The following is a 13,329-nucleotide window of genomic DNA, read 5'->3' as shown; positions in this document are numbered from 1 at the left end:
CGTCTCATCATGACTGTGACTCTCGTGGGACTTGTCGTGCTCATCGCCATTGTCACCCTGCTTAACGGTTAGGCTGAACACGTGCCCCAAGATTATTGGTCGAACGCGATCTTCTCCGTCGTGCCCACGATTGCCGTCGGGCTCATTTTTTGGCTCGTGATGTGGTCCATTATGCGTTCAGACCGCACCGAACGAAACAGCTACGCCAAGATCGAAGCAGAAGAGCGCGCCAAAGCTGCCGCTCGCGTCGACACTACGACCCAGTCTTAGGCTGAACCGCGCAGCTTAATCTCGGTGGGCAAGATTCGCCCCGGAGTCTCTGGCGTCACGCCATTCACCAGCTCGAGCACCATCGATGCTGCCTCGCGACCCAACAGGTCGGCAGGCTGGCGCACTGTCGATAGTTGCGGCTGGCACCGAAGTGCCCAATCGCTGTCGTCAAAGCCGACAATTCCGACGTCACCCGGCACCGAGCGGCCACTCTCGCGCAACACATCCATGGCACCGGCAGCGACAGCATCGGATGCCGCAAACACTCCATCAATGTCGCCTGCGCGTTCGAGGAGGGTCTTCATTCCCTCAACACCACTAGTGCGGGAGTAAAGCGGAAAATCGACAACGAGACTTTCGTCGAAATCGTCACCCATGGCATCCCGAAAGCCGGCAAGTCGTTCGCTGCCGGAGTCTCGGTCGAGGGCTGCGGCGATCATGCCGACGCGCTTGCGGCCCGTTGCGAGGAGTTCGCGGGTAATGTCGCGGGCGGCGCCTCGGTTGTCGATGCCGACGTAGGGCATGTCTGGGGCGCTCTCCGGGTGGCCAACGAAAACGGCGGGGAGGCCGATGTGGGCGATGGCATCGGCGATGGGGTCGTGTTCGCGTGCGGAGACGATGACGGCGCCGTCGACGAAACCGCCGCGAAGATATTCGGCGATGCGAGTGCTGTCGCGGTCAGAGCCGATGATAAGGCACACGAGTTGGTAGTCAGCTTCGGAGAGGCGCTCGTTAGTGCCGAGCAGAATCGCACCGATATTGGGGTCTTCGAGAAACACGGAATGTGGCTCGTGCACGATGAGCGCGACGGCCTTGGAGCGCTGGGTCGCTAGGTTGCGAGCGGCCATGTTGCGCACATAGCCGACCTTGGCGATGGCCTTCTCGATCGCTTCGCGAGCGGAGTCGGAGACGTAGGGTTCGCCGTTGAGCATGCGCGATACGGTACCGCGGGAGACGTTCGCCTCCGCTGCGACATCAAAGATTGTTGCGCGGCGCGGTCGGGCCCGTGGTGTTGCCATGATCCAATGCTATCGCCCACAGCAGTGTGCGGCTTCCCCGCGTTCGCGGGGCTGTTCACGTTCACAGATACGCCTAAAGCTTGACACTTCAATTGATTCTCGCTTAGTCTGTGCACGCTCCCAGAAAATCATGCAGACTCTTTTGGGTCACGTTCTGTGCACGTTCACAGAGAAGCGTCAGCAGAATGAAGACTCGTTGCACTAGCAGTCGAGTTAGAGGCCAAAGGAGGCACGCGTGACCACACCCCGCGCAGAGCGCGTCGCGAGCTGGTCACCGGAGTCCCTTGTGCTCGGGTGTGACTACAACCCCGAGCAGTGGTCCGAAGACGTGTGGCGCCAGGACGTCGCCCTCATGAACGAGGCCGGGGTCTCCCTCGTCGCGATCAACATTTTCGGCTGGGCCGAGATTGAGCCGCGACAGGGACAGTATTCTTTCGACCGCCTCGACGAGATCATGGATCTGCTGCATTCTGCCGGCATCCGCGTCAATTTGGGCACCGGAACCTCATCACCGCCCGCATGGCTCACCACCGCGCACCCCGAGATTCTGCCGACCGCAGCTGATGGCACCCGCCGCTCGCAGGGCGGTCGTCAAGGCTGGTGCCCAAGCTCGCCCGAGTTCCGTGCCGCAGCCCTCGGCCTCGTCGCACAGGTCGCCGAGCGCTACAGCTCGCACCCAGCGCTCGCCATGTGGCACGTCTCCAACGAACTCGGATGCCACAATGCGCACTGCTACTGCGACACCTCGGCAGCCGCGTTCCGCGAATGGCTTCGCGCCCGCTACTCAACAATTGATGCGCTCAACGAAGCCTGGGGCACCGCGTTCTGGAGCCAGCGCTACAGCGACTGGAATGAGCTTCTGCCTCCGCGCGCAGTGCTCTCGTCGGCGAACCCCGCCCAGCGCATCGACTTCTCCCGGTTCAGCTCAGACGAGCTGCTCGACTACTACCGCGGCGAGGCAGCACTCCTCCGTTCGGTGAGCAGCATCCCGGTCACCACGAACTTCATGGTCACCGCTCATATCCGCAGCCAGAACTACTGGCAATGGGTGAGCGACATGGATGTCATCGCCAACGATCACTACCTTGATCACCGGGTGCCGCATCCGGTCAGCGAACTCTCCTTCGCCGCCGACCTGACGCGCGGTCTCGCTCGGGGTGAGCCTTGGGTTCTCATGGAACAGGCCAGCAGCGCAGTGAGCTGGCAGCCCCACAACCTCGCCAAACAGCCCGGCGAGATGTTGCGCAATACGTTGACCCACGTTGCCCGGGGTGCAGACACTGTCTGCTTCTTTCAGTGGCGTGCGTCACGACACGGTGCCGAAAAGTTTCACTCGGCGCTTCTTCCTCACGCCGGCACTGACACCTCCATTTGGCGTGAGACCCTCGACCTGGGTGCAAAACTCCACGCGCTCGAGTCTCTCGCGGGCACTCGGGTCGAGTCTTCAGTTGCTCTAGTATTCAGCTGGGAATCTTGGTGGGCAGCCGAGGGAGACTCGCAGCCATCAGAAGATGTGAAGTACCTCGAGCAAGTGCACGCCGCCTACGACGCGTTGCGCGCCAACGGAGTCACCGTTGATGTTGTTGCTCCCGGTGCCCCGCTTGACGACTACAAGCTCGTTGTGGTCCCGAGCCTCTACCTCGTCGATGACCACAGCGTCGAAGTCATCACTGATTTTGTCGAGGCCGGTGGCGTCGCTGTAGTCACGTTCTTCTCTGGCATCGTCGATGAGACGGACGGCATCCGGCTCGACCCCACCGGCGAAACGCCTCCCGGGGCATTCCACACCCTCTTGGGCGCTTGGACCGAACAGTTTTTCCCCGTCACGCCCCAGACCGAGCTCGTGCTCAACGACGGCGGACTCGCCACGACCTGGGCCGAACACGTGCGACCAACCACGGCGGATGTCGTAGCCGAGTTCGCGAGCGGCCCGGTGCCCGGTGGGCCGGCCATCACCCGCAACCGTTTCGGTTCGGGAGCTGCCTGGTATGTGGCTACCGCGCTCGACGAGCCAAGTTTTGCCGATCTGATGGGTCGCGCACTCGATGAGGCCGGCGTCGAACAGCGTGATCTTCCTGCGGGCGTTGAGGTGGTGACCCGGTCGAACGAAACCGACCGGTTCCGCTTCGTGATCAACCACAGCACTCGCGACCTTTCTTTCCCCGCCGACGGCACAGAATTGTTGACGGGTACTGCGGTCGCGGGTTCGCTGACTGTTCCTGCCGGGGGCGTTCGCGTCATCCACCTGACTGTCGAAAAAGGAGCTACGCGATGACGACCAGCATTGCTAAACCCACCTCACCCAGCACCCAGGTGAAGAAGCGACCGGTGACGAAGAACCGCGGTGCCGTGATCTTCTTTATTACCCCATTCGCCGTGCTGTTCAGCCTGTTCTACATCATCCCCATCATTGTGGCGATCTACCAGTCTCTGCTCACGGTCGAGCGTGAGGGCACCTTCGGTAAGTCGACGGAGGTGTTCGGCGGCTTTGTGCAGTACGCACGGGTGTTCCAGGACGATGCTTTCTGGGCATCGATTCTTCGTGTGGCCAGCTTTGGTGTCGTGCAGGTGCCGATCATGCTTGGTGTTGCACTGCTGTTAGCCCTGCTCTTGGATTCGCCGCTCGTCAAGGGCAAGCGTTTCTTCAGACTTGCATTCTTTGCGCCGTATGCGGTGCCCGGCGTTATCGCCGCGGTCATGTGGGGCTTCTTGTATTCGCCCAACCTGTCACCATTCACGGCGGTGACAAGCAAAATCGACTTCTTGGGTGCCGACCTGGTGCTGTGGTCGATCGCCAACGTCGTCACCTGGGTGTTCATCGGCTACAACATGATCATCATTTACTCGGCGCTGTTGGCCATTCCCAGCGAGCTTTATGAAGCGGCCCGCCTCGATGGCGCCTCTCAGGCGCGAATAGCGTGGTCGATCAAGATTCCGCTGGTGGCGCCCGCCATCATACTGACGTCGATCTTCTCGATCATCGGAACCCTGCAACTGCTTGCCGAACCACAAGTCTTCAAGAGCTTCACTTCAGCCGTTACCAGCACGTACACACCAAACCTGCTCATCTACTCGACAGCATCGGTGCCGAATGTGAACCTCGCTGCCGCATTCTCGGTCGTGCTCGCGCTGCTTACGTTCGCACTCTCGTTCACCGTGCTCAAGCTCACTCAACGAAAGGCTGACTGATGAGTACCTCAACGACTTCAGCGGCAAAGCGAGTTCGCGGACCGCGCGAAAGCCTGTTCTCGCGGGCTGGTGCCATGCTCGTCATGGCCATCTGTACCTTTTACTTTCTCGTGCCGATCTGGTGGCTTTTCGTTGCGGCAACGAAAGACCGCAGCGACTTCATTTCTTCGGCACCACTGTGGTTCGCTGATTTCAACCTCATAGAGAACATCGGCGCCCTCGCGAACTACCGTGACGGCCTCTTCTTCCAGTGGATGCTCAACAGCGTGCTTTACGCCGGTGCTGGTGCCGCGATCGCTACCCTCTTCGCGACAATGACGGGTTACGCACTCGCGAAGTATGCGTTCCGCGGTCGCGAGACAATCTTCAACGTCATTCTGGGTGGCGTGCTGGTTCCGGCCACTGCGCTCGCACTGCCCCTGTTCCTCGTCTTCAGCCAGGTCGGGGCCACCAACACCTTCTGGTCGGTCTTCCTGCCCAGCCTCGTCAGCCCCTTCGGCGTCTACCTCGCGCGCATTTATGCGACTTCGAGTGTTCCTGATGAGTTGGTTGAAGCTGCCCGCATCGATGGATCGGGAGAGGTCCGTACCTTCTTCACGGTTTCAACGCGACTGATGATGCCGGCCATGGTCACGATCTTCCTCTTTCAGTTCGTGACGATCTGGAACAACTTCTTCTTGCCGCTGATCATGCTCCGTGACGAAGAGCTCTTCCCGGTAACGCTTGGTCTCTACATCTGGAACAGCCAAGTCAGCCAGATCCCTGAAATTCGGGCGCTCGTGATTATTGGCGCACTGCTGTCGATTATCCCGCTCATCATCGCTTTCCTCGGTCTGCAGCGCTTCTGGCGCAGCGGATTAGGAACGGGTGCGATCAAATGATCGCCCCGTCTGGTCACTCGGCTCACACCGAGGGAATCCCCGCACCACAAACAATCATTTGGAAGGAACTCGCATGGCTAAATACTTAGCTCGAGCTGGAGGAGCACTGGTGCTCGTCTCCGCTCTCGCACTCTCCGCATGCTCATCCGTCGCAGGCACAGATGGTGGCACTGACGCCGCCGCATGTGCACCGGCAGATGGACCTGTAACTCTCAGCTTCACCACCTGGTTGCCCGGAATGGAAGACGCCGCAGCAATCTGGAACGCGAAGAACCCCGACATTCAGGTTGAGGTTCAGACCGGTCCGAACGGTAACGGGGGAACGTACAAGAACTTCTTCAACCAGATCGAAGCAGGCAACGCTCCCGATCTCGGCCAGATCGAGTACGACGCACTTCCCAACTTCCGCGTCCAAGACGGTGTGGTTAACATCGCCGACTGCGCTGGGGTCATGGATGCTCAGGACCAGTTCATTGACTGGACGTGGAGCCAGGTAACGTTCGGCGAAGACAACGCGGTCTACGCAATCCCGCAAGACACCGGCCCTGAAGCCTTGTTCTACCGCGCCGACCTGTTCGAAAAGGCTGGAATCGCTATCCCGACCACGTGGGACGAATACGCTGCGGCAGCGAAGAAGATCCGTGAAGAGGGTGGCTACATCACCAACTTCTCGCAGAGCGACATTAACGCCTTCGCCGGTCTCGTGTGGCAGGCAGATGGCCAGTGGTTCAAGAACGACGGAACCGCGTGGGATGTAACCCTCGACTCGCCTGAGTCGACCAAGGTTGCGGAATACTGGCAGGGATTGCTCGATGACGACCTCGTGGCAACCCTCCCGCCGTGGACCGATGAGTGGAATAACGGCTACAACACGGGCGAAGTCTGGAGCTGGGTCTCTGCGGTATGGGGGGCAAACACCATCACGAGTGGCGCACCAGACACCGCAGGCAACTGGGCTGTAGCTCCGATGCCGCAGTGGAACGCTGGCGACTCCGCTGCAGGCAACTGGGGCGGATCGAGCACCGCAGTACTCAAGGGAAGCAAGTACCCTTACGAGGCTGCACAGTTCGCACTCTGGCTGAACACTGATCCAGAAGCGCTGACGAGCATGAACAAGACAGCGAACATCTACCCGGCGACGAAGGCTGGCGGAGACCTGCCGGTATTCTCCGAGGGCCTTGACTTCTACGGTGGACAGAACATTTACGATGTGTTCGCTGCTGCTGGAGCCCAGGTTAACCCCGACTTCACTTGGGGACCAACGATGACGCAGACCTACACGGATGTTGCTGACGGATTCTCCGCCGCGATCTCCGGTTCAGGCACCCTCATGGATGCCCTGAAGACGGGTCAGCAGAAGACAATTGACGCCATGAAGGCTGCCGCGATTGCTGTCAACGAATAACACGAACGACATCGTTCACCTCCGTGCCGCGGGTACCAGCCTTGTGCTGGACACCCGCGGCACGGGCGTGCCGTCGATCACGCACTGGGGTGCAGACCTCGGAGAACTCTCACGACAACAACTGAGCGACTTTGTGCGCTCGCGCGAACGCGCCGTTGGACCGAGTTCAATCGACGAACCCTTACGGTTGGGAATTGTTCCCCTGCTCGCCGATGGCTGGACCGGCATCCCCGGGCTTGAGGGGCGCCACGATCGGCGCCACGATCGGCGCCACGATCGGCGCAGCGACAAGGGCGACGATCGCGGCGATGGGCGCGGCGGGCGAGGTGGGCGAGTGCGCCGACCGGCACTGCGCACCGAGAGCATCGAGCATCCGCAGCCCGACCGCGTCGTGATCACGCTGGTCGACGATTGCTCCGAGAACGAGTCGACTGTATTGCAAGAATCGGGCGCGTCTACCGGGGAATACGACTTAGCAGGCTCGCCGGATGCCGCGGCACTGCGACTCGTCATCGAGTTCGAACTCTCCCCGAGCGGTGTGCTTCGCAGCCGCTCACGCATCACCAACACCGCCACACAGCCGTTTGAGCTCACGACGCTCGCGACCACTCTTCCGCTTCCGCCCATCGCGCGCGAGCGACTCGACTTCAGCGGAATCTGGGCGGCCGAACGAGTCCCTCAACGTTCCGCAATCGACTACGGCACCTGGCTGCGCGAATCGCGCCATGGCCGCGGCGGTCACGACGACTCCTACCTCACGATTGCAGGAACACCTGACTTTGGCTTTCGCCACGGTGAGGTCTGGGCGATGCACCTCGGCAGCAGCGGCGACACTCGCATCTGGATCGATCGCACTGCGCTCGGCATCACAACACTTGGCGCAGCAGAGCTTTTTGCCCCCGGCGAGCTTCGACTCTCTACCGGCGAAAGCCACGAAACACCGTGGGCCTACGCGGCGTGGTCGGATGCCGGACTTGACGGCCTCAGCGACCGTTTCCATTCCTGGTTTCGTGGTCTGCCATCGCACCCCTCGACACCGCGTCCGTTGACTCTCAACACGTGGGAGGCCGTGTACTTCGACCACAACCTTGAGCAGTTGGCGGCGCTCGCCGGTGCCGCAGCCGACGTCGGAGTTGAGCGCTTTGTGCTCGACGACGGCTGGATGACCGGTCGTACCGATGACAAACGTGCCCTTGGCGACTGGACAGTCGATCCAGTGTCATGGCCGAACGGGCTTACGCCACTCATCGACCGAGTGACGTCGGCGGGAATGCAGTTCGGCCTATGGGTCGAGCCCGAGATGGTCTCCCTCGACTCTGAGCTTGCGCGCGAGCATCCGGAGTGGATCCTGCGTGACGACGATCGGCCGCTGCCGAAGTCGTGGCGCAACCAGTACGTTCTCGACCTCGATAACCCTGCCGCTCGTGAGCATGTGCGGGAGGCGATTGCCGCGCTGCTCGATGAATACGCGATCAGTTACCTCAAGTGGGACATGAACCGCGACCTGCTCGGTGGTTCGGTTCACCGCCACGTCGCCGCGACCTACTGGCTGATGGATGAGTTGCGCGAACGCTACCCGCACGTCGAAATCGAGTCGTGTGCCTCGGGTGGTGCCCGAGTGGATGCCGGAGTGCTTGAGCGCGTTCAGCGCGTCTGGCCCTCCGATACCAACGATGCGCACGACCGTTTCTCGATCATGCGCTGGACCAATCTGCTCGTGCCCTTCGAATACTTGGCCTCGCACGTGGGGTCATCGCCCGCACATACCTCGGGCCGGTCGCTCTCGCTGGGCTTCCGGCTTGCGACCGCCCTCATGGGGCACTCGGGGATCGAGTGGGATCTCACCACCACTACCGACGCCGAGCGGGATGCTTTGCGCACCTGGGCGGGCGTCTACCGTTCACTTCGCGGGCTCATCCACTCTGGCCGGATCGTGCGGAGTGAAATCGGCGCCGAACCCATCGTCACCGGGATTGTGTCCGCCGATGCTGACGACGCCCTGTTCTGGGTGACCAGCCTCAACACCCCGACCGATTCTGTACCGAACGCCCGGCGTCTGCCCGGGCTTGACCCGCACCGCACTTACCGCATCAGCCCGGTAGATGTGGGCGCGACTGCGGCAACCTACCCAGGAACTGCGCCAGCGTGGTGGCACGCTAGCGAGCTTGTGCTGTCGGGCGCCGTGCTCGAATCGGTTGGGATAACGTTGCCGATTCTGCACCCGGATGAGGCGCTCGTGTTGCGGGTTACCGCGGTCTAGCCGACGAGGAGGAACACACGGTCGGTGACTTCCCTGAGGATATGCGTGCTGATCCCATCGAAATTTGGCAAGAATCGTGACTCGAATCGCTGCACTCTTCGGTGAGGCCGGTAGCTTTTGGGATCCTTGCCACAAGTCGATAGCGCGCTTACATCAGCGTATTAGCCCGAGGATTTGAGCAGTAAGGCAATTCGATGACAAAGCTGAAGGGATCAACACCCAGCGCAGTGATGAGCTCAGAATCTTCGTTCTTTAGGGCGCTGTGACCAACAGAATAGCACCCAAAAATTCTCGCTTTTGCCAGTAGCGAAAGACCGAAAGGCGCAAAAGGGGTTCAGCGGCTTCTGCGAAGAACCCTGAGTCGCTTCCTCTGCTCCATGCGGGAAACTCTCGTCGCTTCCTCCACAATTGCACGAACGACTTGAGGGTCAGAAAGATCGTGCTCAACAAAATTCATGATCGGAGTATCGACGCGGGCACGCCCATATTCAATCTCACTTGCGCGAATAGTTGTCATGGCAAGAGTGTACGCGCAAATCTCGATATCAGCTCGAGGTTCCAGCGTTCTTCTTGGGGTAGGCCATCGCCATCCCCACTGCCAACAATTCAGCGATCATCTGTATCGTCTTTATATCCGTATCCGTGAAGGGGTTCGAGTCCACAGAATCTACTGTGAGCATCCCATGGGAAAACTTAGTAGAGCGAATTACTACGGCTACGTAAGAGTTATAGAGCGCGTCGGGCCTGCCCCCTTTCTCGGGAGGGGTCGTTTTGACGTTAGAAACGTCACGAGCAGGACCTCCGCCCAAGACCCATGCCACGTTCTTTTCCGTCGTAGTGCCGCCCGCAATAAAGGCTCCGGGCTTGTCGCCGGCCCCCGCAGATGAGACTGGCTGCAATGCTGTATTCGCAAGGTTGATTGCGAAGACGTTTACTCGTACCCGAGGGATATGGCGAAGTAAGAGGTAAGCCAAAACCTCAACTGCTTTATCGGCCACACGTTCTACGTGGCTCTGCCGGTCTCCGGGGGTCTTGCTTGGCATTTCCGCAAGCAGGGTAGCCAGCGGCAGCATGGCTTCTTTAACTGCGATCCGGAGATCATTTACAACGTCATCGGTAGTGGCGATGTCTGCGTTGTCTTGATGTGCCCTCCACAATTCGAACGCGATAACCGCGGGGACCAACAGCCACAGTGCAATGTACAGAGGCACTTCAATCCAAGATGGAAACCAAGATAGCCAAGAGACGCTATCGATGCGCGCCACTCCCTCAAAGCCAAAAGGCAATGCTGCAACTATTCCGACCGGAACCAGGTTGAGCGTTGCGCGACGGGCCCTCTTGCCATCGGAACCCTTAGCTTTAGTTACATTGCACAGCATAGGGGTATCGCACTATGTCGGTCCGAGCGCTCCTAGGTTGGGGCATGGAGACGCCCTGTCGCACTACTCGCGCGGCTTCAGCCGAACTGTCGGAAGTTCTGGTGCGGGCAGCGGATCCTTGCCGCAGTCGGTGACCGTGCCGAAGCATCCCTCGGCGTCACCGCCCTCGATCACGTCCCGCTGCCACTGCCCACGGAACTCAACGATCTCGTCGTGACTGCGCCCGATGAAGTTCCACCACATAATGATGGACTCGCCGAGCGGTTCACCACCGAGCAGCAGGAGCCGGGCATCCGTCGACGCAGTGATGACGAGTTTGGTGAGCCCGGGGGCCGTGTAGGCGAGGTGATCGATGGGGGTCACGACGTCCGCGATGGTGACATTTCCGGCATCCACTAGTACGCCGTGTTCGAAAGTTGGGTCAATCGAGAGTGTCAAAGTCGTGCCTGCGGCAACGTCGAGTTGGGCACCGAGCAGCGGCGAATAGACGCGGGCCGGTGATGTGACCCCGGCGAGCTCGCCGATGAACACGCTCACGGTTGCACCCTGAAACGCAAACGGCGTCGGGGCATACATCTCGAAGGTGGGTTCAAGGTGGGTTCGATGTTTCTGGCCGAATCTGGTAACGCCACCCAGAGCTGTGTGCCGTGTAACCGCGTGAGGGTAGTGGGCGATATCTCCGAGTGCGAGATGCCGCGACCCGCTGTCATGAGGTTGAGCTCGCCCGGCTGCACCGCCGCTAGGTTGCCAATGCTGTCGCGGTGCTCGATATCGCCTGTGAACAACCAACTCACCGTCTGAAGACCCGTGTGCGGATGCGGTGGCACGACCATGCGCGTCGTGTCTGGACCATAGTGATCGACGAAACACCAACCGCCGATCAGTGACCGCGAACGCTGCGGAAGCGTACGTCGAACGGTCATCGCCCTCGGTCCGCCGAGGGGCACATCGCGGGGTTCGAGCAACTGCACTCCTGAACCCGGATGCGTTTCGCACAGTACTTCAGCAGGGTCCTTCTCAGGGTTGCCCACGCTCGCTCCTCACGTCGGTGAGTGCTAGCGTGCCACAAAGCGTGCATCACGTTGTGCAGCGTTTCTCAGGGAGCAACGTTGAGCGTCCGTGCGCGCATTGGCTCTCTGCAGTAATGAGCAGTTCGCCGACCTCGCACTCCAGCGCCGCACACACAGCAAACAGCGTCGAGAATCGGATGGCGCGAGCCCGGTCGTTCTTCAGAATCGACAGGTTCACTACACTCACCCCCACAATTTCGCTCAACCCTGTGAGCGTCATCCCGCGTTGCTCAAGAAGTTCATCGACCCGACAGTGGATGCCGGTGAGCGCGTTCTCCTCCGCCGGCACCATCAGATGAGCCCTTCGAGTGCGAGCGTGGGCAAGATCTCGGCGAGCACCAGCAAGGCGATCGCGGCAACGAGGCCTACCGCTACTGGACCCTCGCGGGATTGCAATCCGCAGATACCCTCCCGCCAGCCGAAATCGTAGAACTCATTGACGACATCCGCACAATCTTTCCCTTGATCGACAACAAGTTGGCAGAAGTCGTTCCCGAACCGGAATTCGACAAGCTTGAGGGTATCGATGTGCGGCGGACGCCTCCGAGAGGGCCACAGTCCGGGCCAGAGGTCGTCGTGAGGCAGAATACGCGCAGTGAGGAAGGCCTGGTCCGCAGCCATCGACATCGCGAGCCGTGCGACCGAGATAGAGGGTCTCGCCTTCCGCTATGTGGCAGGGTGCCAAGAGTTTCGTATGCACACATCCAGCTCCGGACACAGCGTCACCCGCTCTGGGGCAGGCTAAACCGCCAGCCGAAACCTAAACTTCACTCATGAAGAATGTCCTGCGGCTGCCGGTGCTCCTCGCGGGCGCGGTGCTCCTCTCACTCGCACTGGGAGGCTGCTCGCTCATTGGCGATGCGGGACAGGTGTGGGGAATAGTCCAGTCGGATGCTGCCCAAAAGCGAGCGTTGACCGCCGCGGTTTCTGCCGTGAAGGGCATCGACGGGGTCGAGTCAGCATCGTCGTACTTTGTCGCTGACGGTCCGACCGGGGCTGAAGCGGAACTCCACATAATCGCAAGTTCCTCGATCGCCGAGGAGCAACTCCGCGAAATCGCCTCAACGGTAAAGGAGAGCTTTAGTAGCGCTGAGCTTGCGAACACAGTGCAGACGCTCACGCTGCGATTCGGTGACGATGACGGTGGTGGCGTGCTCACGCAGCGCTACCTCGAACTTTCTGACCATCAGTTCGTCACTGAAATTTTCCACTGGCGAGCAATCGAGGCGGCGATCGAAGCCGAGCTGTCGATGGTGCTGACGCCCGGATTCCGTAGCGGCACGTACGACCGCACATTCAGCGCGCCGGATGGGGTCGATGCTGTCAGCACGGCCGGGCACGTTATCGAAAACTTTGAGGCGCTCGCCGCCGTGCCCGACGCAACGCAGAATCCGACCACGTGGCAATTCGCGGGGATGCTCTGGTCGACGCAGCTGCCGCCCGCCACCCTCGTTGCGCTGCTCGATAGCATCCGGGAATCCACTCCACTCGTCGACTACTCACAGTTGACCGAAAACCCGGAGCCTGATTTTGAGTATCCCGAAGGGGTGACCCTGATGTGGAACGTACCCGTCCTTGAAGGTCCGACGACCGCGGAGATTTGGATCAGTCAACGGGAGTACCGCGAAGCGGATTGGGAGAATGCGCTCGATGCTGCGCGCAACGCCTCTGCAGTGCCCGACCTCAACTTTCGATTTATCGCCGGAGAGCGACAGTTTCAGCTGCACACCTCCACATGCGACGGCATGGTGAATGAGTCGAGTGATGATCAAAAATTGTTCGATGAAGTGCTCACGAGCGGGGCATCGCTGCTGCCCGGAGCAGGCCCTGGTTCGTGTGTTCCTGAGCGCTAACCA

12 protein-coding genes and 1 pseudogene are annotated in these 13,329 nt (G+C 60.4%); 7 read left to right on the top strand and 6 right to left on the bottom strand.

Going from position 1 to position 13,329, the window contains the following annotated elements:
- Positions 1-81: 81 nt before the first annotated feature.
- Positions 82-270, top strand: coding sequence for a hypothetical protein (locus tag ACTJJW_RS01630; RefSeq protein ID WP_462642250.1), 189 nt, complete (start codon positions 82-84; stop codon positions 268-270).
- On the opposite strand, the gene ACTJJW_RS01625 is transcribed toward ACTJJW_RS01630, so the two are convergent.
- Positions 267-1,289 (bottom strand): LacI family DNA-binding transcriptional regulator, encoded by a 1,023-nt coding sequence (locus ACTJJW_RS01625; RefSeq protein WP_462642248.1) that lies wholly within the window; start codon positions 1,287-1,289, stop codon positions 267-269. The two genes, ACTJJW_RS01630 and ACTJJW_RS01625, sit on opposite strands and share 4 nt — an antisense overlap.
- A gap of 235 nt (positions 1,290-1,524) precedes the next feature.
- Here ACTJJW_RS01625 and ACTJJW_RS01620 point away from each other — a divergent pair, with 235 nt between their 5' ends.
- The 5 genes from ACTJJW_RS01620 (at position 1,525) to ACTJJW_RS01600 (ending at position 9,024) form a co-directional block, all read left to right on the top strand.
- Positions 1,525-3,564, top strand: a complete 2,040-nt coding sequence (locus ACTJJW_RS01620) for a beta-galactosidase (RefSeq protein WP_462642247.1) — start codon at positions 1,525-1,527, stop codon at positions 3,562-3,564.
- Positions 3,561-4,478: a carbohydrate ABC transporter permease gene (locus ACTJJW_RS01615; protein WP_462642246.1), complete on the top strand. Its 918-nt coding sequence runs from the start codon at positions 3,561-3,563 to the stop codon at positions 4,476-4,478. The genes ACTJJW_RS01620 and ACTJJW_RS01615 overlap by 4 nt, the downstream gene beginning before the upstream one ends.
- Positions 4,478-5,359: a carbohydrate ABC transporter permease gene (locus tag ACTJJW_RS01610; RefSeq protein WP_462642244.1), complete on the top strand. Its 882-nt coding sequence runs from the start codon at positions 4,478-4,480 to the stop codon at positions 5,357-5,359. Before ACTJJW_RS01615 ends, ACTJJW_RS01610 begins: the two co-directional genes overlap by 1 nt.
- 73 nt (positions 5,360-5,432) lie before the next feature.
- Positions 5,433-6,764: an ABC transporter substrate-binding protein gene (locus ACTJJW_RS01605; protein ID WP_462642242.1), complete on the top strand. Its 1,332-nt coding sequence runs from the start codon at positions 5,433-5,435 to the stop codon at positions 6,762-6,764.
- Positions 6,748-9,024 (top strand): alpha-galactosidase, encoded by a 2,277-nt coding sequence (locus ACTJJW_RS01600; RefSeq protein ID WP_462642241.1) that lies wholly within the window; start codon positions 6,748-6,750, stop codon positions 9,022-9,024. Before ACTJJW_RS01605 ends, ACTJJW_RS01600 begins: the two co-directional genes overlap by 17 nt.
- 334 nt (positions 9,025-9,358) lie before the next feature.
- On the opposite strand, the gene ACTJJW_RS01595 is transcribed toward ACTJJW_RS01600, so the two are convergent.
- From ACTJJW_RS01595 to ACTJJW_RS01575, 5 genes and pseudogenes are all read right to left on the bottom strand, one after another.
- Positions 9,359-9,541, bottom strand: coding sequence for a hypothetical protein (locus ACTJJW_RS01595; protein ID WP_462642240.1), 183 nt, complete (start codon positions 9,539-9,541; stop codon positions 9,359-9,361).
- Between the two features lie 28 nt (positions 9,542-9,569).
- Positions 9,570-10,235 carry a hypothetical protein gene (locus ACTJJW_RS01590; RefSeq protein ID WP_462642239.1) on the bottom strand — a complete coding sequence of 222 codons (666 nt, stop codon included), beginning with the start codon at positions 10,233-10,235 and terminating at the stop codon, positions 9,570-9,572.
- Positions 10,236-10,466: 231 nt separating this feature from the next.
- A pseudogene (locus tag ACTJJW_RS01585) lies at positions 10,467-11,434 on the bottom strand (pirin family protein).
- A 46-nt stretch (positions 11,435-11,480) separates the two neighbouring features.
- Positions 11,481-11,765, bottom strand: coding sequence for a helix-turn-helix domain-containing protein (locus ACTJJW_RS01580; protein ID WP_462642238.1), 285 nt, complete (start codon positions 11,763-11,765; stop codon positions 11,481-11,483).
- Complete coding sequence (locus tag ACTJJW_RS01575) at positions 11,765-12,100, bottom strand: hypothetical protein (RefSeq protein WP_462642236.1); 336 nt, start codon at positions 12,098-12,100, stop codon at positions 11,765-11,767. Before ACTJJW_RS01575 ends, ACTJJW_RS01580 begins: the two co-directional genes overlap by 1 nt.
- Positions 12,101-12,246: 146 nt before the next feature.
- On the opposite strand from ACTJJW_RS01575, the gene ACTJJW_RS01570 reads away from it, so the two are divergent.
- Complete coding sequence (locus ACTJJW_RS01570) at positions 12,247-13,326, top strand: hypothetical protein (RefSeq protein ID WP_462642235.1); 1,080 nt, start codon at positions 12,247-12,249, stop codon at positions 13,324-13,326.
- Positions 13,327-13,329: the final 3 nt, after the last annotated feature.

It is taken from the genome of Rhodoglobus galactosidasius (genome assembly GCF_054957775.1).
Note: the sequence above shows the minus strand (reverse complement) of the source record. Positions and strands in the feature narration are given on the sequence as shown.